This is a genomic window from Bacillus cereus (genome assembly GCF_007678085.1).
GTDB lineage: Bacteria > Bacillota > Bacilli > Bacillales > Bacillaceae_G > Bacillus_A > Bacillus_A cereus_BE.
The window spans coordinates 1,401,913-1,426,919 of record NZ_VEDW01000001.1; the positions used below are offsets into that span (position 1 = coordinate 1,401,913).

Below are 25,007 nucleotides of genomic sequence, written 5' to 3' on the forward strand. Positions count from 1 at the left end.
TATATTAATCTTTTAAATAAGGAAGTATGCACTCTTTAATTAACTTCCATCTATCCTCTACATTCGGTATGACTTCAGAAGCAATCGCCACCACCAGTTCCTTCTCTGGTACGCAGCAAATCACATTCCCACCATCACCCATGGCACAGTATGAAAAGATTCCATCCTCTTCTCGTAACCACCATAAGTAACCATATTGATTTTGGTTCATTTCTGTCGATTCTTTTATCCATGATTTTGATAGTATTTGCTTTCCATTATGAATACCTTTATTCAAATACAACTGTCCAAACTTAGCCATATCTTTAACTGTTAACGTAAGTCCCCAACCGCCTGTCGAATTACCATTTGGATCATGAACCCATCCCTTTACATCTTTTCCCAATAAGTCATCAAATCCAAATGCTTTCATATTATAGTTTGGAATTTCTCTCATGCCGAGTGGCTGAAATAGATATTCATTAGCAAATTCACGTGCATTTTTTCCTGTTACGCTCATTATGATTGCTGATAATAAATGAGCTCCTGCGGATGAATATTTAAAATGTCCAATTTCTCCGCCGTTCCCTATTCTATTTAACGTATATTGTATCCAATCTTGTTGTGTACATAGTTCTTCTAACGGTTCCTGCCAGTCTACGAATGGATGTGGAACTGTCATCGTAAGAAGATGTCGTACTGTTATTTCAGATGAATTAATGTTATATTCCGGGAAAAATTCCATTACTTTTTGATCAACACTTTTTATATAGCCTTTATCTACACATAATCCAATCAACGCAGAAATTATCGTTTTTGTGACTGACGCTATATGAAATGCATTATTTGGACTGTAACCATTATAATACTTTTCAAAAACAACATTACCTCTCTGTACTACTAACATACCATTAATATTTTTGTATTCTTCTTTTATAATATAATCTAGCTTTTCAGCAGTTTGCATTGTTCTTCCCCCTTAATCAATGATTAAAAAGGTTCGATCGGTACATATATATCAACTATATGTTTATTTTCCGGGTGCTGCCTTGGGTCATTTTTATACAATTCAAAAGGATACGAATCTCTCGGTTTATATCCGCTATTAGGAAGCCACTCACCGTATAAAAAATCCCATACTCCTTTATATTCATCCTGGAATATTTCAAAATGACCTACCGCATACTTTCCAGAAGGTATTACCATTATTCCAATGTCGCTCGTTTCTACTGCGGACCCATCTGGAATTTTTATACATAAACTTGTTCTTAAATGATTGTCCTCAGTAAATTCATGATGATCGTGGTAAATGGTTAATACTTTCGTATCCTCAAATACATGACAGTTTTCCTTCGCTGCGTAATGAAATAATTTCTCTATCATTTTTGGAAAAGCTATCGTTAACTCTTCATATGTACCGATATGCCTTATATATGCGACGTGTATATCGTCCGCTGTTACAATTTCAACATTTCCTCGAACCTTCTTACACTCATTGTATTGAGAAGATCTCCTTACGTCTTTGCAATTCTTGCTATTGTCGTTTCGATATTGAGATGGACTTATTCCGTAATGACTTTTAAATGTGCGGGAGAAAACTGCTGAATCTGTAAACCCGAAATGATACGCAATATGTGTAATCGTCATATCTGTGCGATATGTAAGTAGATTTGTTGCCCTTTCTAACTTCAATCGGTTTACATACCGTGATAATGGCTCGTCTACTATCCCCTTAAAAATCCGATGAAAATGAAACTTTGAAAATCCTGCTACATCCGCTAACTCTTCAATGGATAGTGAACTGTCTATGTTTGATTCTATATAATCTTGAACCTTATGTATGCGTCTTACATACTCATTTCTACTTTGTTTAATCTCCATACTTTTTATCTCCTCACAACAAAAAAGAGCCATCCTAGAATACTTTTAGGACGGCTTTCTATTAGTAATAGATTCTCCCATATTTTATTGTTAAATTGATATAATTTCACTATATTTTTTAAATTGATGGTAATATGGCAGTATTTTAATTTAAAGAAACAACTATTTTTTTATTGCCTTACGTAAATTAACAACATTGTTTGGATTTAGCTCCCATTGTCTCATAAGTTCTAATTGTCTCGTTTTTAAATCTTCCAATGGTTCTTCCACCATTTCGATTTTATTAAATTTCCCTTCGAATACTAAAGCGTTTTTTATCTTTTTATATCCACCAAAACCTAAGTCATCATTTAGTAACCAGACTACTCTCTGTATTTTTGCAAATAAAATACAGCCTGTACACATTGGACACGGTTCCAACGTGCTATAAATAGTAAACTTCTCATTGTTTATTTTTGCATCAAACATTGCTTGGCCTGCATTACGAATAGCGTCTATCTCTGCGTGAGCTGTCACGTCTCTTTGTGGATGCACTCTATTTCTTCCTCTTGCAATAACACTATTATTTTCATCAACTTACACATTTTTCAAAAACAAAACTCTACTACCGCCGTTCCCATCATAATTTGTATGTACCGATACACCCTCTACCTCATCATCCCCAGCCTCAATTCGAAAACCGATTTCTTGATGAAACAGTATCGACTTTTTGTTAATTGGTGACGTAATTGCTTTTACAACTTTACGGTTATTTGCACGAGCGATATCAAAGAAGTAAGAATACAATGTCGATGCGATTCCTCTTCTTCTATACTTCGGATTTACACCAATAAAATGAACATACGCCTCACCTTTATATGTTTGTGAAAAGAATCCACATAAGAAACCTAACGTTTCGCCATCTTCTTCAATGATAAAACTCGTTTCTTGAAAGTGAACGAAAAACAATTTTGGCAACATGTCAGCCATGTCTCTCCCGCCCCACCAATCATTTAAAACAGAATGTATCTTTACATAATCTTCCCCTTGGATGTTTCTTACTCGCATATGTTTCTCCCTCTCACTCACTTCATTTTTTCATAAATTTTAATTACGGTTTCTACTAATAGAATGAATACCCAAATCCCGCAAAATACAAGAACAGACTGGAATAAAGAACCTAGCATAACAATACTTATTAAACTTAATTCTGGGCCTGAAATGGACATTTCATCAAATCCTATATTATGTATAAATGGAACGGTTGAAAAAGCCATAAAGATAGATGCTATTAAATAAATAACACTCATTATTTTTAATATTTTTATAGAAAGATACGAAGTTTGTTTTTCTTCCACTTGTGATAATTCGATTTCTCCGCTCGCAATTCCTTTTTGCAAACAGTCTTCACATAAAAATTCTGCATTTATTTTTTTACCACCGTGCAGCGTACCTGTTATTTCTTTACATCTTGCACATTTTCGATTTATCATGTTGTTACCACTCCAATCTATTAAGATTATACTTATACAATTCTGAATTTACCTTATTTTACCTTAATATTCCTTTTATGTATTTTATAGAGAAAGGTCGTGTTTTATGCTTTCGAAACTCACATTTGGCTCGAAAAAACGTACCGTTCATTATGTATTAAGACCTAGTTGTTATGCGATTATTTTCCATTCATCTTCTTCAAAGATTGCTGTTATCCAAAAAGAAGACCGTTACTTTTTACCTGGTGGCGGTATGGAAGGTAATGAAACAAAAGAAGAATGTTTGCACCGTGAACTACTAGAGGAATTAGGATGGGCAATTGAAATTGATCAATATATCGGTAATGCAATGCGCTATTTTTATGCTGAAAAGGAAGATACATATTATTTAAACGATGGGTTCTTTTATTTTGCGAACATGGTGCAGAAACAAACTGAAAACTGTGAGGATGATCATGTTTTAAGATGGATGTTTCCTTTACTTGCTGTCGAGCTTCTCCTTCACGATCATCAAAAATGGGCCGTTGAACAAGCGCTTATATTACGAAATAAAAAAGAATCTCCTTCTATATGAAAGAGATCCTTTTTACTGTTAACTTACTTTTTTCAAATTGAGAGCAGGCTTTTTCATTCCACCTTTTTTTACAACATATAAACCGATGAAGATTATAAGTCCGCCAACGAGTTGCATCATATTAATTTGCTCTCCAATTGTTACTGCCGCAAAGATAACTGCGAACAATGGTACGAGGTACATATAAACCATTACTTTCGTTGAGCCTATTTGACTAATACCGACATACCACATTGCTAGTCCGAAGATTGTCGCAAAGATGATTGAATATGCTAGTGATCCCCAGCTTGGCGTATCTACTGGCCACGTTAAAGAATTTACGTTGAATAAACAGTATATAACAAGCGGAACAATTCCAATTAAAGTAGACCATGATGTGACTCTCATTGCGGAGTATTTTGTAATAAGAGGTTGTGCTAAAATTGGATACCATCCCCACGCAATCGCTGCTACTAATCCAATTACATTTCCGAGCCACGCATATTCATAATTAGCTCCTCCTGTATGTCCTGTTAATAAAACAAATGCTGCACCAATAAACGCTACTATTGAACCAATTTGTACTTTCATCGAAAAACGTTCTTGTTTGTGTAACACTGCTAATATCCCTGTAAATATAGGTGACATCGCAATTAATAATGAGGCGTTCGTTGCTGAAGTGTATTTCACAGATAGCATAAACATCGTTTGATACATTGCCGTTCCAACTATACCGACTGCTACTAATCGTAACCAATCTTTTCTTTCAATACGTAATGAGCGTTCCATTAAAAATGTAATAAGTAATAATACCGGTGATGCTACTAAAAATCGTAAACTATTAAATTGAATGGATGACATATATGCCACGCCATACTTTCCAATTGTATAATTTGCTCCCCATACTAATGCTACTGATACTAGGAGCCATTCCATTTGCCATCGTTTCATCCGAATCTCCCCTTCCATATTTAGCATAGTAAAATTGGCTGGATATATCACCGTCCAATTGGCTGTTTTTTTACCCAGCCAATTTGTTATACTTAATGTATATAAGAGATGCGGAGGCGTTTGTATGGAATGGAAGCTAGATAACGACAGTAAAATCCCTATTTATCAGCAAGTAGTTGACTTTATTGAGAAACGTATTACATACGGAGAGCTTCCACCTGGTAGCTTCCTTCCTTCCGAACGGAAATTAGCTACACAGTTAAATGTAAACCGAAGTACGGTAACGACTGCTTATAATGAACTACGTGCTATGGGAATTGTAGAAAGTACGACTGGTAAAGGGACACGTGTAAGTACACATATGTGGGGTGTTTCTCCAACATTAACGCCGAACTGGAGAAATTTCGTAGAAGGTGGCACTTTCTTACCAAACTTACCTTTACTTCGTCATATTCGTGCGGAAGTACAACAAAATGAAAACATCATTGATTTCGCAAATGGAGAGCTCGGTTGTAACCTCTATCCTCACGATCAACTACAAACGATTTTACGAGAACAACCGTTAACACATTCATTAAGTTATGATCATCCGCAAGGCTATCTCCCGCTAAGACAAGCGGTCGTAAAATATATGAAGGAATATTTAAAAGTTGAAGCGACTGAGCAATCCATTATGATTACATCTGGCGCACAGCAAGCACTTCACCTTATCGTACAATGTTTATTAAATCCAGGTGATGCGGTCGCTTTCGAAAGTCCTTCACACTGTTATTCCTTACCGTTATTCCAATCAGCAGGTATTCGTATTTTTCCGTTACCTGTCGATGAACACGGTATTAATCCAGACGATGTGCAAGAATTATATAGAAAGCATCGTATTAAAATGATCTTTTTAAACCCAAACTTCCAAAATCCTACGGGCACAATGCTTCATCCAAACCGTAGAAAAAAACTGTTATCACTTTGCGCAGATTTACGCATTGCGATTGTGGAAGATGATCCGTCTAGTTTACTTACGTTAGAAAAAAAACAACCTTGCCCTACTTTGAAATCGATTGATGAAAACGGGACAGTCATTTATGTGCATTCCTTATCAAAAATGATTGCACCAGGCTTACGAGTTGGCTGGCTTGTCGCTCCGCAGTCTGTAGTAGAAAGATTATCGGACGCAAGGCACCAAATGGAATTAGGTATGAGCATTTTCCCGCAGTGGCTTATGCAACAATTCTTCGAAACTGTACCATTTCAGTCTCATATCGTACCGTTACGAAAACAATTAGCAGAAAAAAGAGACGTTATCGTTCGCGCCTTAAATGAGCAACTTCACGACAAAATCTCTTTTTCTAATCCTACCGGTGGTATATACATATGGGGAAAATTAAACGAACCGATAAACGAAAAACAACTTATTATGCAAAGTTTAAAACAAGAAATCGCCTTTATGCCCGGTAGTATTTTCGGTGCGAAAGATGGTTATATTCGTTTATCTTATGGAAAAGTGAATATTGATCAAATTGAGGAAGGTATTTCTCGTTTGCGTGAGGCTATTTTAGTTTGTGGAAAATAACATGAGATAAAGCTTTTTCGTTTGACAAAACCTAAATCTACCATTATTATCAACTCGAACCTAGTCATAGGAGTGATAAAAATGAAAATTTACGTTGATGCAGATGCTTGTCCTGTAAAAGATGTGATTATTTTAGAGGCTACGAATGCAGAAATCCCTGTAACCCTCGTTACTAGCTTTTCTCATTATTCTAATGCTCAGCAACCTAAAGGTGTGGAAACAATTTATGTTGATTCTGGAGCAGATGCTGCAGATTACCGAATTATGCAGTTAGCAAAAAAAGAAGATTTAATCGTAACGCAAGATTACGGTCTTGCTTCGCTTGCATTAGCAAAAGGCTGTATCGTTCTACACCATAAAGGCTATAAGTATACGAATGATAACATTGAACAATTGTTACAAACACGATATTTAAGTGCAATGGTTCGAAAAAGTGGTAAGCGCACAAAGGGACCGAAACCATTTACAGCAGAAGATAAAGAGAAATTTAGAGCGCTCTTTAAAAGTATGATCGCCCATTAAAGATGAACCTTCTTTTCGCAAGGAAAACTTCGCAACACAAAGAAGAGAATACCCAAATGAACATTCTCTTCTTGAGGTTTACCCGTTTAAAATGAAGGTAAATTATCTAAATTATTTTCTTTTATTCCATCAGGTTCACTACGTATAATATCTCTGCCATACTTATGAAATACATCCACATGAGCTAACTTCCCTGATTTTGCTTCACTAAGAGCAGTCATATAATCTAACTCTCTCCCGCTACTTGTTTTAAACGCTATTAAATCACCATCATCATTTTTACGCACGGCAACAATTTGTTCTGCTCCTGAATTGACTTCATGGTTTACTTCAAATTGAGCTTGCTCTTCTCCTTGATGTAAATAATCATTGTAAACTTTTTCAAAGTCTTTATTGTCCATAACATTCACCTCCACACATTTTATTAGTATGGTTGGGATGTGTTGGTTTTATGTAATTTTTGATTAACTTAACAAGACTTTACTTCTTAATTTAAGGTAAATTTAAGTGTTAATATTTTCCTGATAACTTTATAATTTAATAGATCGAGACGAAATATAAAAGGGAGAATGATTCAGGTGAATATAAATATTAATCGTTTAACTGATATTTGTTTAGAGTATCAGCAATCTAGATTTTATGTTACTAGAATCCCTAAAGATTTCTTATCAATTGCCCAAAAACGTTTTTCAATACCAATGGATGATCAAATTATTGCTTTTTTAAGTTGTAATTTATTTGGATCAGGCAAGTATGGTGTTTACTTTACAAGTTCGGGTTTATACTGGAAAAATTGGTTATTAGGTAAAGGAAGTTTGAAATGGGATCAATTAAATGAAGTGCAACAAATTGAAATCGATAAAGATGGTTTCTTATCTTTTGATGCACAAAAAAGTTTCAATATTAATGGGAGTGATTATCCCCCACTGTTATTTAAAGAATTACTTATAGCCCTTACGAATTCATTCCAAAATTCAAAACAACATGATATACATCCAGTTATAAAAATTAATGAGATAAAATCAATTTGCTCTTTATTTGAAACGTACAATGAATTATTAGAGCCTGATAATGGATTATTTGTAGACACTCATATTTCAGACAAAAAGTTAAAAGCAATTGAGGCACGATTTATCGTTCCAAAAGAAGAACAAATCGTTGCTTTTTTAGATACATCTGTCCTTGGGAATATGGGGAAAGGATCTGATGGAGTATTAATTTGTCAATCAGGTATATATTTTAGAGAAACTTTTGTACACTTATATTTCCCATGGCATGTTTTTAAAAATATCCCTATTACTTTAACTTCCGATGAATTTGAAATTGGGAAAGGAAATATATTTCATCTTCTACATGCTAGAATGGCTAGTCCAGATATTTTATTGTTCATCAAGAATTTAAAACAGTATGTGAATAGTTTATATGAAGAACATCCACAATTACATATTTAATACATTTGTTATTACATATAAGCTCGTGTATAGTTAAGTCTAAAATTTCAATTTCAATTACAAAAACGATCATTTTTGTAGGGAACCCACAGAAATGATCGTTTAAAAAATCTTATTCTTTATTTATATGCTGTTTTATGATGGAATCCGGTGAAGAAGCACACGCTCTAATTCGATGGCCTTTTTTAATATCTATGCCGTTTCTTCAAAATTTCCAATATATCATCTGTGTAAAAAACATACTCCACTCTTCTTTAGTTAAAAGTTTTTGGTTCTGTAACGACCTGATAGATGTTACTAATAAAACTTACACTAGAAATTTAAATATTCTTTTGAGTATTTTCAAATGAAAACATAGTACCCTCACTATTTGATTGTAAAGTGTATTTTATATCGAACATCTTTGATATATCTTCAATATTTTTCAAACCAAGTCCTGTACCTTTACTATTTATATCAAACCCAATCCCATTATCTCTAAAAGAAACAATATCTTCATCTATAATAATTTTGAGGTTTTTAGCTTTTGAATGTTTTAGGACATTTTGAAAAATATTATCAAATAACCTTTGAATCCATAACTCATTACTATTCCATATCAACTCTTTATCTTGTGGATTATATACTAATTCAATTTTATGAATGCTATACAAATAGCTCCATTTTTTAATCATATTTTCTATTAAATTATGTATATTAACTTCATCATTCACAATATAAGTATTCTCTAAGGTCTCTGTAGATTGAATATTAAATTCGTTAGTTAAATCACTTATATATTGTATCTGCTCATACATTGATTCAAGTACTGGTGCTTGTTCCTTGTACTCACCTTCTAAACAATATAATTGTAATCTGACCGCTGTTAAGGGTGTATTAATATCATGCCGTAATTTATTTAATAGTTCCTTTTTTATTTGTTCCTGTTGTTGTAGTTCTAATTCTCGATAAGTTGTTCTTTCTATAAGCAAGTTCACTGATTTAATCAGCTCTCCCATTTCATCATCGCTTTTAACATTTATTATATTAGGGATTTTTTTATCACTAGCTAAATCTCGAATCGTTTGATTTAATACATTAATTTTATTTAATACTGTGTTAATCGATTTTGAAAATACAAAAGCTAATATTAATAGTGATAATAAAAATATGATTAACATCGTAGGATATGCATAGGATTCGTGAAAAGGAATGTTCTGATTTTTAGTTTTAAAGACAACATTATAAATAACTGATACTAAGATACTAATTGATAACAATAACAGTGGTACGCTAATAATAGCGGAGAATAATAGTAACTGATATTTTTTCTTTAAATTCATTTCTTCATATAGGTATTTAATCTATACCCTTCTCCATATATGTTCTGAATAATATCACCTGTTTTATCATCAATTTTGGTTCTAATTTTCTTTATATGTACGTTCATGATATTTTGATTTCTATCTTCCAGTTGCCATAGGTAATCATAGAAGTGTTCTTTAGATAAAACTCTATCTCTATTTTCATATAAATAAAAGAATATTTTACGTTCAATTGCTGTAAAAGCAACTTCATTACGCAAATCATTAATAAAAACTCTTTTATATTCTGCATCTATAAATAAATGGTTAATTTGCGTGAACGTACCATATTGATTATCTAACATTTTCTGAATCCTTAACAACAACTCTCTAGGGTCAAAAGGTTTTATCATGTATTCTTCTCCAATGGTCAAACCTTTTAGTTTACTATCCATATCATTCCTTGCTGATAGAAATATAATTGGAATATTTAATCCTAGATTTTTTATTTTCTTTGTAATTTGATAACCATCTTCGCCTGGTAACATAACATCCATTACGACTAAATCTATTTCATGAATTATATCAAGAACTTTCCTTCCCTCTTTCTCCCAACACACACTATACTTCTCACGCTGTAAAATTTTTTGTAATAAATCTCCTATAATCAAATCGTCTTCAACAATTAATATGTTATATACTTTCATTATGTAAGCCTTTCATCGCTAAAGTTACAATTGTTTAGTTCTTCACTACTTTATTCTTAATAAAATCCATAGCAATTTTGTATATTTCATCAGGAGCATATAAATAAATACTATGTGTACCTTCAATTATTTTTACATCAGCTATTAATAACTTGCTAGCAAACTCCTTATAATCTTTGTTTTTTTGCTTTGTATACTTCGAATCTTTATATTGCCTAGCAATTGCATCTATAAATAACATAGGTGTTTCTTTTGGGATCGATAAAGAATTTGATTTTTTACCGTTATTGTAGCTTTGTAAAAGTTCTTGCTTCATATCATCATTAAAAGCCCGCTTATACGTAAGCGCTTTATAAACATCTTTTTCCTGCTCGTTTAAAAAGGATTGACGAATGACTTCGGGATTATAAGTAATAGAGGGAGCTAATCTCTGAAAACCAATTTCCGTTAAAATATTCATCCCTTTTATTTTTAATGAATCAACCATACCTATTTTATTAGTCACGTACTGTTTAGGTAAACCAATATCTAACGCAATAATCCCTTTTACTTCACTTGGATATTTTTGTGCCCAATAAATGGCCTCAATACCCGATAAAGAGTGTGGTACTAAGATGTATGGTGGTTTATTCCCACTTCGAATAAGCGCTTCTCTTGTTTGTTCTAGTATCGTATCAATATCTCTATCATCTTGAAAAACATCACTGTATCCATAACCAGCTCTCTCAATTACAGAAATCTTGTTTTCTTTCGAAAATTTACTGTATAAGCCTTTCAACTCATAAACAGGAGCGGCAATTCCAGATCCGGCCATAAATACAAACGTATCTTCCCCGCTCCCCTCATTATAAACATTCACTTTTTTATTATCGAAATTAACAAGTTCACCTTTATTGTTCATTAATTTCGATTCCATTTTTAATTGACAGTTATGATATATAAATACAGCACCTGTACCAAAAAAAATAATACTAATACACATTAAAAAAATTATTTTCACTAACCTCAATATTTTTTTCATTTGACACCCCTTTCAGACTATACTAAAAGGGTACAATGTAAAAATAAATTTCTAATAAATTTTTCAAAATTAATATTTATTCTTGGTTTCTAAGGCTGGAGCATTTTTAATACCTACGCAAAACCCTCAAAGTCTCCAATATATCATCTGTAAAGGCTGTGCCACCCTCTGTCTCTAAAACTCTAAAATATAAACTTCTTAAGAAAGCTCTAATATTTTGTACTAAAATATCATACTGAGGATGCGGGATGTCTTCAACGATTGCTATACTATGTAACCAGTTGCTCCACTCTTCTTCTGTTAAAAGATTTTGATTACGTAACGACATAATTGGCGCTACTAATCTCTCATCTTCAAAGTGGATGTATACGTAGTCATGTAAGCGAACCTTCTGACGAACAGCAGCTAGTATTGCATATGAAAATTCACGATTTTGTATTGTACGAGCTAACGCATCGAGTGCATCAGCAGCATGTGCAGTAGAGTGTGCCCATCCTTTTCCTTCTACGTAACCCCTTACATCCTCTTCTAAATAGACATATTCCAGCACTTGTTCTGCCACGCTGTATAGTTGTTCTTCAGATAATAGCGACTCTCTTTCATGAACCGATAAAATAAGTGGCGGGATTAATACAGAGAACGCACGTTTAAATACAGAATCTGTTCCCTTTTCACCAATTTTATAAAATAAATAATCAGGGCTAATTGCTTGTAGCATTAGTCCTCTTAACTCTTTTTGTCTAAATACATCATTTGTAATCCATTTATGAAGCGTACTATAAATTAAATCATCACGTAATTCAGCATCAGGTGACCCAATATAATCTAACATCCACTGCGCATATGGATATGCATCTACGTCTTCTGGTACAGCATAATTATTATTTTTAATTTGTAGTAGTTCTTCTTTTAATTCTAATACTTCATTCATTATATTTCCTGTCCCCTTTGTACTTTATTAACATATTTTCGCCTTATTCCCTTTAATTTTTTTCATCAAATCAAGTCTATTTTTAGAATCGTTTTTGTACCTATCTTTCTATGAACTTGATTCAATTATATATAATTTATCATGATAAATAAAAGGAAATACGTTAGAACATCGCAGCCTCTCACTTTGTTTACATGCATTTCATATTAGTTTAAGTTATAAAACAAAGTATGTTTTTTCTTTTATATTTAAACGTAGTTACAATTAAAAATTAAATCATTTTAGAACTTGCTTAATAAATTCTGTTTTAGCTTTTGTGTAGGCTTCTCTATCTTGGTTAAATCTTTTGGCTAAATCTTGTTTAAGATTTGAATACTCATAAACTAATTGTGGATTTTCTCGTAAGCGGTTACGAAATAAAAGTTGTTGCTCCCATCGCTCAGTTCCTTTAACCATCAAATGCAGGTGCGCTACACGCCTATTATTCTTAACTTTCACAAAGAACCTTCTCCAAGGTCTTTCATCCAATTCTGGGCCTACATAATGCCAATCATATATAGCCAATTTTGCTGAAATATGTAGTACTCTATCAAATGAGTCTATTTCAGCCATTAAATCAATGATAGGTTTTGCTGGTAAACCAGGTATGGATGTACTTCCTATATGTATTACTTTGCTTATTCCGATAGGAGCAAGCAGTTCATATAGTTGCTGTTCTTCACATCGGCCTTTATTTTGCCAATCAGGATTTGCATTCACTATCTCTACTGACTCATTCGCCCATACAGGACAATCGTTCGGATTCTCTTTTTGATCCATCCAAAGCATCTCCTTTCACGATTTTTTGCTATATAAACGATTTTAAATTCCTTTAAATACAACTACGGGATCATGAAAATCACTATTCTGAAATACAACATCCGCACACTCTTTCGGATTATGCTCATCTATATACATCTTACAGGCCGCATGATATCTGTTTAAAAACATTTTCTCAGCTTCTTCATAACTTCCAAAAGCCTCAGTCTCGCGCTTTGCACCACGTTTTCTCGCAATCTCAAAATCTGTATCTACGAAAATTTTATAGTCAAATAAATGCTCTACGTCTTTTTTCAATAGAAACGTCCCATCTACTATTAGTACCATATTAGGTTGAGCCAATAGCTGCCCATTATGGACAGGTATATCCGTTATTAAGTTATGAGAAATCGTATCATATTGTAAATTCCCGTTAGGCCCTAAAGGCTTTAATAATCTTTCTTTGAAAGCTGTATAATCGTGTGCATCTTCATAATACCCTCTTGCAGATTCTTTTCCTTGCGCGTATCGAATTGCTCTCGGATTATGAAAATCGTCAATGCTGGCGCGTGTTACTCGTACTCCTTGTTCTTTTATTTCTTCCGCTAGCTCGTTTGCAAATGTTGTTTTTCCTGAAGCTGTAATACCACTTACTCCAACTCTTGTTGGATGGGTTAAGTTTAGCTTTAATATGTGATCTGCAATTTCTGTGATTCGTTCTTTTCGGTTCATGATATTCCTCCTACAATTAATTTACATAATATTATTATGAGCAAGAGTTTATGTCACTATTTGTCGGTAAGTCGATATATCGAAAAAATCGTTGATATATTTTAAGTTACGATAGATATATTTGAAAAACCGTTGATATATTATGATTGTCCTACTTCCCCTTAAAACCTCGATATAAAGCAGTCCGTAATTCTTGTTTGTATTCTTCAATTTCTGGCATATCGAGTTCTTCTGCTAGTCTGATAGCTAATTCAATATCATACGGCACACGTACGAGTTGAATGGAAAAGTTTGCGGCTTCTTTTTCATTGTATGTTCCTTCAAATATTAAATAGGAAGCTTGTGTAATTTCAAGCGGGTTTCCAACACTACCAGCATTACATAACGTTTTCCCTCTGAAATTTTGAACGAATGCTTGATGAACGTCACCGTAGCAAACGACATCTGGTTTTCTTTCTCCTTCTATATTCTCGGTGAGCTCACTGTTTTCGAACATACTAACACGCTCTTCTCTTGAAGCGTGCGGTTGAATTCTTTCATATAAACTTCTCGGTGAAGCATGAAACATACGAATCAGTTTGCCGCTCATATAAAATTCGATTGAAAATGGTAAGCTTCTTAAATAGTCATTTTGTTCTTCCGATAATTGTTTTTGATGCCATTTTAACGCCTCAAATTCAGTCGGTTTTGTAATAAAATCATCCCAGTTCCCCATTACAACTCCATCACATTCTTTACGAATGATTTCAATTACTTCGCTAGAATGAGGACCTTTTCCGACTAAATCTCCAAGACAAATAATGCGTTCAATTCCTCTTACTTTAATATCTTTAAGTACAGAATCTAATGCCGGAATATTACCGTGAATATCTGAAATTACTGCTATTTTATCCATATGAATCCCTCCATTACTTATAGTTTATTATATCCTCATGTTGTGATTGATACCATTTTGGAATATAGGATGAAAAATGATTATGATCTTCTAAAATCCCGTTCAATCTTTCCTTCATATCATCTACTAAATGCGGTGTGCTTCGGTTTGTCCATACGATATCCGCTGGGAATGTCATTGCTGCATATAAGGAGTACAGTTGCCAAAAATGAAGCGATGGTTCGACTCCGCAATAACCGTGAACTTGTCCAACCGCAAATGGTTTACTTATTCTTATAGTAAAAATCGCTACGTTATAAAAATCGTGTATTGGATCACCAAAATCATATCCACCAAAATCGATAACGATAAATTCCTTATTATGAATCATACTATTTGCTGGATGGAAATCATCGTGTAAAAAAGTGATTGGACGATTTTTCAATAATCGTTTATGCTCCTCTACAAAACTTAATACTGGTTTCAAATCAAGGAAATCTATTTCATAGTTTGCTAATGCTTCTATATATCTTTCGTATTTATTCCATCGAACTGTTTCCCATTTATTACTTGCACTTTCTCTTTCTATTGAGTGGATTCTCTTTAACACTTCTCCTGCTTCTCTTCCTGCATGATACTGTTCTTCCACGGATAGCTTCCCTAAACCTTCTTCACCATTTACACCTTGGATCCATTCAAATACTTGAATACATTTATTTAATTCCTCAAGCTTTATGAAATGAATTAATTTAGGCGTTGGAATATGTAATGACTCTAATTGTTTCATATACGTACATTCTTCTTGTTTACGTTCAAAATGAACAGCATCACATACTTTCACAAAATATGTTACTCTATTTTCTAATTCTATTTTATATTTCTCTTCATGTGAAAAACCTTTTGAAATAGCTGTACATTTTACAATACGAGGCCATTCTAGTTTTCTCTCTATCTCTCTAAGCATTCCCTTCACAACGTTCACCTCTATCAATATATGTACAAACTACCTAACACTTCATGTTCTCGTTTATTTTCCCCTTTAAACTCCACTGCAAATGGATATTCGCCATGATACTTCAATCGTTCTAGTACTAGCCCTTCTCCAATTGGTTCACAAAACTGCACATGAATATCTCCAAACGATACACTTTGACACTCCGCATTCCATTCTTTATTTTTCACGATCTGGCTTGCAGTTAGCTCCATTACTTCTTTCCATTTCCGCACTGTTTCTCGAACATTTTTCAGTGCGTAATGAATCGTTTCAATTTGTTGTACTTTGTTTTTATGTTCAGTGATCGTTCCTATGTTACGTAAATCGTTTCTTCTTTCTTCGTCCGTTTCATTCCATTGTATAAAGAAAGGTAATTTCGGTCCGTTCTCTTCTTGCTTTACAAATAACATTTTCCATTCTAAAAGGCGGCCATCTTTCCTTATACGTTTTCCTTCAAATGGTCCTATCGTATGTAAACCGTACTTACTAAACTTAACTGCTAGCTCTTCAATGGCATCTGTTCGGATTGCGATTTGTAGCATTCCTTCTCCGTCTTGTAATTTCACTACTGTTTCTTGTACTAATGGATTTTCTGCTTTCTTCGCTTTATCTTCATGCTGAACTGCTAAAAATTCTATATATGATAAATCAAAATAACATAAACTATTCCAAGTACCCCAAGTAGTATGCTCCCCGCCTATTGCAGTATGAAATCCACGCTCCTGCATTTGTTTTGCAGCTTCCTCCGGTGTACTATGTACTGCGTGTACGAGATGATCAAATCGTAACATGTCTTTCTCCCCTTTCACTCCATCCTTTTATTGTATATTTTATTTTTCTTTCATTCAATTCAAAAAACTTTAAAACCTAGTTGATTTATACGATTAATATGTATTATAATGAAACAAATTTAATTATTGCTGATTGGAAAAACCAAAGGCACTTTTCTCATACGGGAAAAGTGCCTTTTTCATTTATTATTACAGGGGGATTTTTTATGCAGAAATTAATTGTCTTTGCTATTATTGGATTTTTCGCTCAATTGATTGATGGGGCACTTGGTATGGCGTACGGGGTAACATCTACCTCACTATTATTAATGTTTGGTATCGCACCGGCTGTAGCTTCCGCATCTGTTCATTTAGCTGAAGTCGTTACAACCGCAGCTTCTGGTGCATCTCACCTCAAATTTGGAAACGTTGATAAATATACAGTTTCCAGGCTTACATTACCAGGAGCAATTGGCGCATTTATTGGGGCATGTTTTTTAAGCAATTTACCTGGTGATGTAATTAAACCGTACATTTCCGTATTTTTATTTACTTTAGGGGTTTATATTTTATTACGATTCCTCATTCAAAAACAAATTGTTACTTCAAATAAACGTATGTCTGCTAAACAGCTTGTTCCGCTTGGCTTATTTGCTGGATTCGTTGATTCAACTGGTGGTGGTGGCTGGGGTCCGATTACGACGCCTGTACTTTTAGCAAGAGGAAATGAAGCTAGAAAGGTTATCGGATCTGTAGATACGAGTGAGTTTCCTGTTTCACTTGCTGCAACAATTGGATTTTTCATTTCACTTGGCTGGGAACAAGTAAGTTGGGTTTGGGTATTTTCTCTCATGCTCGGTGGTATCGTTGCGGCACCAATCGCTGCGTGGCTAGTACGCATCGTTCCTTCTCATTTACTTGGCGTATTAGTTGGTGGCCTTATTATCTTTACAAACATTCGTACACTGCTTACTACATTTAAAGTCGATCCAACTATTATTTCACTTTCTTACGTGGCAGTTGGTCTTGTCGTTATTATTTCTATTTTCATTGCTGTTCGCAATCATTCCAATCGTTCTAACGCACCGACAGCTGGATATCCGAATGATCAAAAACAAATGCTACCATAACGATAAAAATACCGTCCGATATACTTCGAGCGGTATTTTTTATTTTTCTATTTTCCAATTAATCATCGTTTCTGTAGTGCCAATTCTCTTCATATGTAATTTCTCTAATACACGAATCGAACTATTATTTTCAGGGAGTGTCTCTGCAATAATCGTTTCTACCTCTCCTGTTTGAAAAGCCCAATTTAATAATTCTCTTACAGCTTCTGTCGCATACCCTTTATTCCAATATTTCTCAATAAATCCGTAACCAATTTCTACTGTATGTTCCTCATTTGGTTTCCCTTTAAACCCTATATCACCTAGAACGATGTCATCTTCTTTTTGAATGACATACCACGCGCCCCAAGGTAATACATCCTTATCTTTTTTTACATTTTCTACATGCCCTACAATATGTGGACCACTATTATATCCTTGCTCGTTAGCAACTTGCATACTCTCTTCTGTACATGGCACTATATAGAGTCTTTCTGTTTCTAATTTCAAATTGATTTCCCCTTTTCAATTAAACAATACCTTAATTTTATCAGGAATAAAAAGATTATTCATTCTATTTATCAGATCTATACTTATTCTTTGAAACGAATTTAAGGAATAATCCTCTTTTGATAGTTATGTCGAATTATATTTTCTGAATTTTCTTTTAATTTTAAAGGGTTTTTCAATATTTTTTGCGAAACATTTGTATAACAATTTTTTCTTTGCTTATTGCTACATAATAATAGGTTCAGGTGGATTTTTGCAAGCGTTTCCTATACAATAACCGATATTTTTTGACTTTTCCTAACAAAATATCTTGCAATATATTCAGAAAGTCATTACAATTGCCATATATTAAAAATCTTAGCAATATATCAAATCCTCATCAATCCGATGAGGTAGAGGTTGCGACTTTTAAGAGTAAAACGGACGAGACACAGAGAATGTCACCGACTCCGTTTGAAAGGAAAAGTTGCCGAAGTTTATATTTCATCTCTGGAAATATGAGCTGGGGCTGTCTCCGAAAGGAACAGAACTGTCACGTTTACAAAATTACCGTGTAAACGTGGGGTGCTATCTTAACGGAAGGGTATGATGGGGTGGTTATTTGTGAAACGTTCCGCCAAATTCCTTTGGCGGTTTTTTGTATTTTTCTCCCCCGTTCCTTCCTATCTTACAAGAAAAGGAGTGTTGAACATGAATAGCGCAACGAATCAAACTACCTCTGAAACGCAAACTACAAAAGGAAAAGGTGAATTAAAACGTAGTTTAAAATCAAGACACCTTACGATGATTTCTCTCGGTGGTACAATTGGTACCGGATTATTTCTTGCCAGTGGTGGTGTCATCCATTCAGCTGGACCTGGTGGTGCATTAGTTGCATACGCCGCAATTGGAATTATGGTTTACTTTTTAATGACAAGCTTAGCTGAACTCGCAGCTTACATGCCTGTTACCGGATCTTTTAGCACGTATGCAACAAAATTTGTTGATCCATCCCTTGGCTTTGCACTTGGATGGAACTATTGGTATAACTGGGCAATTACAATTGCTGCTGAACTCGCGGCTGTAACATTAATTATGAAATTTTGGTTCCCAGATACCCCTTCCCTCATTTGGAGTGGATTATGTTTAGCTATTATTTTCCTTTTAAACTATTTATCTGTTAAAGGGTTTGGTGAATCTGAATATTGGTTCGCACTTATTAAAGTAGTTACTATTATTATCTTTTTAATTGTCGGCTTTATGATGATTTTCGGAATTATGGGCGGTGAATCTGTTGGCTTTAAAAACTTCACTGTTGCAGATGCACCATTTAACGGCGGTATCATGGCAATTATCGGTGTATTTATGGCAGCTGGTTTCTCATTCCAAGGAACTGAATTATTAGGAGTTGCTGCTGGTGAAACGTCTGATCCAGAGCGTAATATTCCGAAAGCGATTCGTTCTATCTTTTGGCGTATTCTTTTATTCTATATCCTTGCAATTCTCGTTATCGGTTTATTAATTCCTTATACAACTGAAAGCCTTGCTGCAAGCGATGTAACAGTAAGTCCATTTACACTTATTTTTGAAAAAGCGGGCGTTGCCTTTGCTGCTTCTGTTATGAACGCTGTTATTTTAACGGCAGTACTATCTGCTGGTAACTCTGGAATGTATGCATCAACTCGTATGCTTTGGGATTTAGCTCGCCAAGGAAAAGCACCAAAATTCTTAGGCAAATTAGACAACCGCGGTGTTCCTGTTAACGCATTAATCGTAACGTCAATTGTTGGTAGTATCGCTTTCATTGCTTCTTTATTCGGTGACGGCGTTGTATACATTTGGTTATTAAACGCATCTGGAATGTCTGGCTTTATCGCATGGGTCGGAATTGCAATTAGTCATTACCGTTTCCGCAAAGCATATATCGCACAAGGAAAAGATTTAAAAGACTTACCATATAGAGCAAAATGGTTCCCATTCGGTCCAATCTTCGCATTTGCACTTTGTGTCATCGTAATTTCAGGTCAAAACTACGGCGCATTTATGGGCGAATCAATCGACTGGAACGGTGTACTCGTTTCTTACATCGGTTTACCACTCTTCTTAGTACTATGGTTAGGATATAAATTTACGAAGAAAACGAAAGTGATTCCTCTTGATAAATGTGAACTAAAATAAAGTAAAACGAGCAAACAAATTTGTTTGCTCGTTTTTTATTCCGATGCTTCTCCCTTCCCTATTGCTCCTGTTTTTGCAATAATAAAGGAAATATACATAAAGGTTGGGATACGATGAACATTCGCATTACTGATGAAGCAAAAGCAGCTATACATAGATTAGAACGCGAAGACAAAAAGATCATTCGCATTAGAGGAACAATGACAAACTCTTGTAGTATTTTCGTTGATGTGGATTTAATTTGGGATACATATAATGCAGATGACGTTGTATATGAAGATGCTGATTTTACCGTACAAATGGATTCATTTACGAAAGACTACACTGGTGATACGGTGAAACTTGATTATAAAACGACAGGTTTTAGTATTACGACTCCGAGTGAGACTTTAGTTTATGGGTTGTCAATAAAAAAATAAAAATTGCTTTAGCTGACAAGTGAGGTAAAAAAATGGGTAAATATGTTCCGTTAAAATTTTTATTTAATGAAAAATTAGCAGAAAGTATGGCTGATTCTATTTGTAAACACGATCCTACTTTCTCTAAAAGAAACTTTGTTTCTTCCGTAACATGTAAAGTTGAAAATTTAGAGTTAAAGCAGCGTATAGAAGTAATAGCAGATGAATTACATACTGCATTACAAAAAGATTTTAATGAAGCAATACATATTTTACTGAAAACATTGGGACCAGAAAACACAACAGAAGTAGGTACATTTACAAACGGATATAGGTATATGCCTATTGCAAAATACGTTGAAAAATATGGGCTTAACGATTTTGAAACCTCATGTAACGCCATGTATGAAATAACGAAAAGGAATACTGCTGAATATGCCATTCGGCCTTTTCTTGAAACATACCATGAAGACACACTACACATATTACAACAGTGGATTCATGACGAAAACAGCCACATTAGGAGATTAGTTTCCGAAGGTACAAGACCAAGACTTCCTTGGGCTAAAAAAATAGGAGCTCTGAAAGGTGACTTTAAGAACAATTTGCAGCTTCTTGAACCATTAATGAATGATCCTTCTAAATATGTCCAAAAATCAGTAGCCAATCATATTAACGATATTACGAAAGAAGATAAAGAACTCGTTTTTCAATGGTTGCAGCAATTACGTGATAAACAGCATCCTGTTACCCCTTGGATTATAAAACATGGGTTACGAACAGTTATTAAAAATGGTACTTTGCCAAAAGATTTTTGTTTTTGAGTATTTTAAACAAAAACGCTTATGCTTCATTTTGAAGTATAAGCGGTTTTGTTTTCCCCTCCATAGCTTTCAAATATTGTTATACTTCTCTCCTCAATGGTAACCTAAACCTCCCAATTAAATCATTTTTGAATAAAGCAATAAATAACCCACTTCTTGTGTTGGAACATAGTTGAATTTATATGTAAAATTAAATCCGTAGTTAATGGTTCTCTTTCTTTAAATCCATTTGTTTTTGTATTTCATTCTGTGCTTCATCACTCATTTCAAATGCATATTTTTTGTTATAGAATTATACTCCACCCTTTTAAAACTTACCTATACTGAAAATATATTTCTATTCTCAAGCTTATATTTTATACAAACAGGCCCTTTCAAAATTCGAAAGAGCCTGTTTCCTCATTTATATAATTAATGATTCTGATTACAGTACATTATTCACTTTTATCAAGATTCAGTTTATTCCCGTACACTTCCCTTAATTTTTGCAATAGCATATCACGGTCCCATAACAGTACACTGGTACCCTTCGCCTGATTTTGTGCAGGTTTCGTGTAGTAGTTATTTGTAATAACTAAACCCTGATCTAAATTGTAAAATGCGATTCCAGCAATCACCTCTTGTACAGCTTTATTCGATACTTTGTCACTATATCTCTTTGCCTGTATGCCAATCGTTAATCCTTTTCTTTTCGCAATAACATCAATACCATAATCTCCTGAGCTACTCGTTACTTCAGTCTTATATCCCATTTCTTGAAATAGCTGTGCAACAAACTCTTCAAACTGATATCCATCCATCTCATCGACATCTTCAATTGTGATTGATGGAACATCTTCGTCCTCAGCTAAGAGATCTGATTCATAATCCTGCAGCATCTGCTCTTCGCCATCTTGCATTAACATCTCGGTTAATTTTTCTTGTAAATCTTGATACGTTACATCCAGTTCGATTTTATTATTTTGCAACAAGAAGCACATGAAGCTTGCCAGGTCTTCCTGGTTTTTCATACTAGCAAAATCTACTGCATGGAACGCCTGCAAACATTCCGTTAATGTCATGTTTGCTATATTTTCAAAATGAAGACCATTATGCCGTTTGAATGTTTCTGAAAAATCTTTAATCGCACTCTTAACTACGCATTCTCTTACAAACACACCAATTAAAAATTCATCACCCTCTATATAATTTCTTTTCATTAATAACTGGCTAAAGGTTTCAATCTCATCATTTAAATCTACTACATCGTCTAAAATATCATCTAAATAAGTAGCATTAATAAACGGTTTAACTTTCTTTTGATAAAATCTTTCGAATAACGTTTGAATCGTATTATTTTCCATACATTTTTGTTTCCACGGCTTCATTTGATTTTTCTGTACCTGATCTAAACCTATTAAGTACTGCCTAATACTTGTTGCAAACTTCTCATGATAAGAGCCAAAGTGACATTCCCCTAGAGATAAGTACCCAGAATTTATACGGAGAGACCGCTTTGTAAGATTGTCCATCCAAGGCTCTTTAGGTAATTGATATTCATTCTCCGAAGTAAAATTCATAAGATTTGCCACATACAATTTATGATCTAAAAAAACGTAAATTCCAGAATTTATATCCCGAAAATCGAAGACATCAAAAAGTGTGTGTGGCTGAGATTCTATTTGCTTTATCCATTCAGTAACGATCAGCGGTACATTTTCTTCATCGTCTTGCTGATTCACATTTTTTTCTGGATTATCCTTTATTTCAAATGAATTAACAAATTGACCTGTGTAAATGTAAAAAGCATATTTGATATTATCTATAAGATCACTCGTTAGATTTCCAGGTCTATCTACATTATAAATAGATAAGACTTGATCCTTATATGCATATGCTTTACTAGCTAAAAGCGTTTCTTTGCTATAATCTGAGTAATGCCCGTTATCGATAGTATATTTAACCACAATACGCCAAATCTCTTCTATATTCTCCATAGAATAGTATTGAATTTTGTGGTTACTCGGAACAAGCACAACGTTAATAGTTTGATCCCCAATTAAATACTCCAATATGGAGAGCTTATTTTTATCCCACTTTATATTACTTGACTTTAGATTGTATGTTTCATTTTTATCATAATATATAAATAACGTCTCCTGGTAACACACATAAGACTTATATGATTCTTTATAAAATTCCGGATATACTTCAATTACTTCTCTTACGATCTGTTCTTGAACACTGACGTCATTTTTAATCTCTAATTCATCTAACTTTGATTGACTTGATATTAATTTTACTTCTTTATATCCGTAGTTTTGTATTTGAAGCTCAATTATTTGAATTATTAACTTTCTGATTTCCTGATTTCCCAAAGATTCAATCGCTTCAAAATTACAATCAATATACAATCTATCCATTCTAAATCCTTTTATAGATAATCCTAATTTATCTATATCTACAAATATATTACGACCAAATTCGCATGAATAGGGAATATCATGTACTAAACCACTTAATAATGTTTTTAGTAATGGACTTTGATTATCCAGCAATTCTTTATTCTTATTTTTATATTGGCATAGGTCTTCAATAATAGATTTAAGTTCTTTAATTTTACTTTCTTCTCTTCTTAAATTTTCATCTTCAATTATACATCTAATAAGAAATTCATATAAACCTTTTAATTCCTCGTGTTTTTCCTCATAATAAAACAAAGATTCTCCCTTTTTATAGAAGGGTAATATGATTTCTTCTTCGGTGACATAATCTAACTCATATTTAATATAGATAGATATCGAATTCATAGTAGACATAGTAGTAAAATCAATTTCACTTGCACATTTTTCAAGATTATAAATATCCCCAAAATTTTCAAATGAATATCGTTCTATGCCTATTTTGGCAAAATCATAATAAATACCCAGTCCATTTACATCTTTTAAAGCTAGAATAGTTGGTTCTATTTCAAGACTAGAAAGCTGTATAAAAGCTATTTTTCTAGACAACTTATCAAGAATTAGAACATGCTCAAGATCTTCACTTACAAATTCAAAGTCGTACTGAAAATCAGATAATAACTCTCTTGATTTCTGAAGAACCTCTTCTTTGTTTCTTGTATTTATTTCAATTTTTTCTTCTTTAGACAATTCCACTGATTTTTTCCATTTAAAAAACCCCCACATTCCCCATCACATCCCGCTGCATAGTTTATACTCCTTTTTACCTTCTATTTATTATATACGTTGTCATAAATGCTCTGCTATACAAAATGATTATGTTTTTTTGAAATAAAGGAGGATACATATCATTAGCGTTTTCCCACTTTAAAGTGTTAACAAGTACACGATTCCAGTTGAAATTTTATCATTTTAAGTAAAAACATCCGTGACCTGTATCTAAATAGACTCTTTTAACGAATTTATCTTCATTATTCTTTTTTACTATATAACCATAAAACCGTAATGAGTCGCCCTCTCCTCAATCAGCCTTTTTAACTCTATCCATTCAATCGCTTCCTTTTCTTTATACCCCAAAGGAA

Annotated in this window: 25 protein-coding genes, 1 pseudogene and 1 riboswitch; of the genes and pseudogenes, 8 read left to right on the top strand and 18 right to left on the bottom strand. The window is 33.7% G+C overall.

The features are described 5' to 3' along the window. Positions 1 to 4 precede the first annotated feature (4 nt). The 5 genes and pseudogenes from FS742_RS07225 to FS742_RS07245 form a co-directional block, all read right to left on the bottom strand. Positions 5 to 946, bottom strand: a complete 942-nt coding sequence (locus FS742_RS07225; protein WP_144611784.1) for a serine hydrolase domain-containing protein — start codon at positions 944 to 946, stop codon at positions 5 to 7. A gap of 23 nt (positions 947 to 969) precedes the next feature. Further along, positions 970 to 1,860, bottom strand: coding sequence for an AraC family transcriptional regulator (locus FS742_RS07230; protein ID WP_144611785.1), 891 nt, complete (start codon positions 1,858 to 1,860; stop codon positions 970 to 972). A gap of 162 nt (positions 1,861 to 2,022) precedes the next feature. Beyond that, a pseudogene (locus FS742_RS07235) lies at positions 2,023 to 2,436 on the bottom strand (nucleoside deaminase); the annotation flags it as partial. After that, positions 2,437 to 2,907, bottom strand: coding sequence for a GNAT family N-acetyltransferase (locus FS742_RS07240; protein WP_144611786.1), 471 nt, complete (start codon positions 2,905 to 2,907; stop codon positions 2,437 to 2,439). 17 nt (positions 2,908 to 2,924) lie between these two features. Further along, on the bottom strand, positions 2,925 to 3,332 hold the full coding sequence (locus tag FS742_RS07245; protein ID WP_144611787.1) for a DUF3980 domain-containing protein: 408 nt from the start codon (positions 3,330 to 3,332) through the stop codon (positions 2,925 to 2,927). A 106-nt stretch (positions 3,333 to 3,438) separates the two neighbouring features. Here FS742_RS07245 and FS742_RS07250 point away from each other — a divergent pair, with 106 nt between their 5' ends. After that, complete coding sequence (locus FS742_RS07250; RefSeq protein ID WP_144611788.1) at positions 3,439 to 3,906, top strand: NUDIX hydrolase; 468 nt, start codon at positions 3,439 to 3,441, stop codon at positions 3,904 to 3,906. 18 nt (positions 3,907 to 3,924) lie between these two features. Here the strand turns inward: FS742_RS07250 and FS742_RS07255 are convergent, their stop codons facing one another. Then, the gene (locus FS742_RS07255; protein WP_144611789.1) at positions 3,925 to 4,836 is read right to left on the bottom strand and encodes a DMT family transporter; all 912 of its coding nucleotides are present in this window, start codon (positions 4,834 to 4,836) and stop codon (positions 3,925 to 3,927) included. A gap of 124 nt (positions 4,837 to 4,960) precedes the next feature. Here FS742_RS07255 and pdxR point away from each other — a divergent pair, with 124 nt between their 5' ends. Then, positions 4,961 to 6,403 (top strand): MocR-like pyridoxine biosynthesis transcription factor PdxR, encoded by a 1,443-nt coding sequence (gene pdxR, locus FS742_RS07260; RefSeq protein ID WP_088009374.1) that lies wholly within the window; start codon positions 4,961 to 4,963, stop codon positions 6,401 to 6,403. Between the two features lie 81 nt (positions 6,404 to 6,484). Beyond that, the gene (locus FS742_RS07265; RefSeq protein ID WP_000708779.1) at positions 6,485 to 6,925 is read left to right on the top strand and encodes a YaiI/YqxD family protein; all 441 of its coding nucleotides are present in this window, start codon (positions 6,485 to 6,487) and stop codon (positions 6,923 to 6,925) included. 86 nt (positions 6,926 to 7,011) lie between these two features. On the opposite strand, the gene FS742_RS07270 is transcribed toward FS742_RS07265, so the two are convergent. Continuing rightward, positions 7,012 to 7,326: a DUF3892 domain-containing protein gene (locus FS742_RS07270; protein ID WP_144611790.1), complete on the bottom strand. Its 315-nt coding sequence runs from the start codon at positions 7,324 to 7,326 to the stop codon at positions 7,012 to 7,014. 177 nt (positions 7,327 to 7,503) lie between these two features. Between FS742_RS07270 and FS742_RS07275 the strand changes: the two genes are divergently transcribed. Then, complete coding sequence (locus FS742_RS07275; RefSeq protein ID WP_144611791.1) at positions 7,504 to 8,376, top strand: hypothetical protein; 873 nt, start codon at positions 7,504 to 7,506, stop codon at positions 8,374 to 8,376. A 320-nt stretch (positions 8,377 to 8,696) separates the two neighbouring features. Here FS742_RS07275 and FS742_RS07280 read toward each other — a convergent pair whose 3' ends face one another. The 9 genes from FS742_RS07280 to FS742_RS07320 form a co-directional block, all read right to left on the bottom strand. Next, entirely contained in the window at positions 8,697 to 9,698 is a 1,002-nt protein-coding gene (locus tag FS742_RS07280) for a sensor histidine kinase (protein ID WP_001049596.1), read from the bottom strand. Continuing rightward, positions 9,695 to 10,366 (bottom strand): response regulator transcription factor, encoded by a 672-nt coding sequence (locus tag FS742_RS07285; RefSeq protein WP_000870368.1) that lies wholly within the window; start codon positions 10,364 to 10,366, stop codon positions 9,695 to 9,697. Before FS742_RS07285 ends, FS742_RS07280 begins: the two co-directional genes overlap by 4 nt. 34 nt (positions 10,367 to 10,400) lie before the next feature. After that, a complete protein-coding gene (locus FS742_RS07290) occupies positions 10,401 to 11,387 on the bottom strand; it encodes an alpha/beta fold hydrolase (RefSeq protein ID WP_000722771.1) in 987 nt (328 codons plus the stop codon). Positions 11,388 to 11,493: 106 nt separating this feature from the next. Beyond that, complete coding sequence (locus FS742_RS07295) at positions 11,494 to 12,318, bottom strand: DUF2785 domain-containing protein (protein WP_144611792.1); 825 nt, start codon at positions 12,316 to 12,318, stop codon at positions 11,494 to 11,496. Positions 12,319 to 12,594: 276 nt separating this feature from the next. Then, complete coding sequence (locus tag FS742_RS07300; protein WP_144611793.1) at positions 12,595 to 13,137, bottom strand: GrpB family protein; 543 nt, start codon at positions 13,135 to 13,137, stop codon at positions 12,595 to 12,597. A 42-nt stretch (positions 13,138 to 13,179) separates the two neighbouring features. Beyond that, complete coding sequence (locus FS742_RS07305) at positions 13,180 to 13,848, bottom strand: nucleoside/nucleotide kinase family protein (protein WP_144611794.1); 669 nt, start codon at positions 13,846 to 13,848, stop codon at positions 13,180 to 13,182. A gap of 151 nt (positions 13,849 to 13,999) precedes the next feature. Next, positions 14,000 to 14,743, bottom strand: a complete 744-nt coding sequence (locus FS742_RS07310) for a metallophosphoesterase family protein (RefSeq protein ID WP_144611795.1) — start codon at positions 14,741 to 14,743, stop codon at positions 14,000 to 14,002. A gap of 13 nt (positions 14,744 to 14,756) precedes the next feature. After that, positions 14,757 to 15,695 carry an aminoglycoside phosphotransferase family protein gene (locus tag FS742_RS07315; RefSeq protein WP_144611796.1) on the bottom strand — a complete coding sequence of 313 codons (939 nt, stop codon included), beginning with the start codon at positions 15,693 to 15,695 and terminating at the stop codon, positions 14,757 to 14,759. Positions 15,696 to 15,709: 14 nt separating this feature from the next. Then, on the bottom strand, positions 15,710 to 16,507 hold the full coding sequence (locus FS742_RS07320) for a VOC family protein (protein ID WP_144611797.1): 798 nt from the start codon (positions 16,505 to 16,507) through the stop codon (positions 15,710 to 15,712). Between the two features lie 98 nt (positions 16,508 to 16,605). Here FS742_RS07320 and FS742_RS07325 point away from each other — a divergent pair, with 98 nt between their 5' ends. Then, complete coding sequence (locus tag FS742_RS07325) at positions 16,606 to 17,616, top strand: sulfite exporter TauE/SafE family protein (RefSeq protein ID WP_144611798.1); 1,011 nt, start codon at positions 16,606 to 16,608, stop codon at positions 17,614 to 17,616. Positions 17,617 to 17,655: 39 nt separating this feature from the next. Here the strand turns inward: FS742_RS07325 and FS742_RS07330 are convergent, their stop codons facing one another. Further along, positions 17,656 to 18,105 (bottom strand): GNAT family N-acetyltransferase, encoded by a 450-nt coding sequence (locus tag FS742_RS07330; RefSeq protein WP_144611799.1) that lies wholly within the window; start codon positions 18,103 to 18,105, stop codon positions 17,656 to 17,658. Positions 18,106 to 18,490: 385 nt separating this feature from the next. Beyond that, positions 18,491 to 18,683: riboswitch (Lysine riboswitch) on the top strand. A 112-nt stretch (positions 18,684 to 18,795) separates the two neighbouring features. On the opposite strand from FS742_RS07330, the gene FS742_RS07335 reads away from it, so the two are divergent. From FS742_RS07335 to FS742_RS07345, 3 genes are all read left to right on the top strand, one after another. After that, entirely contained in the window at positions 18,796 to 20,262 is a 1,467-nt protein-coding gene (locus FS742_RS07335) for an amino acid permease (protein WP_144611800.1), read from the top strand. Between the two features lie 113 nt (positions 20,263 to 20,375). After that, positions 20,376 to 20,681, top strand: coding sequence for an iron-sulfur cluster biosynthesis family protein (locus tag FS742_RS07340; protein ID WP_064475687.1), 306 nt, complete (start codon positions 20,376 to 20,378; stop codon positions 20,679 to 20,681). Positions 20,682 to 20,713: 32 nt separating this feature from the next. After that, the gene (locus tag FS742_RS07345; protein ID WP_144611801.1) at positions 20,714 to 21,484 is read left to right on the top strand and encodes a DNA alkylation repair protein; all 771 of its coding nucleotides are present in this window, start codon (positions 20,714 to 20,716) and stop codon (positions 21,482 to 21,484) included. Positions 21,485 to 21,918: 434 nt separating this feature from the next. Here the strand turns inward: FS742_RS07345 and FS742_RS07350 are convergent, their stop codons facing one another. Continuing rightward, entirely contained in the window at positions 21,919 to 24,651 is a 2,733-nt protein-coding gene (locus tag FS742_RS07350) for a restriction endonuclease (RefSeq protein ID WP_144611802.1), read from the bottom strand. Positions 24,652 to 25,007: the final 356 nt, after the last annotated feature.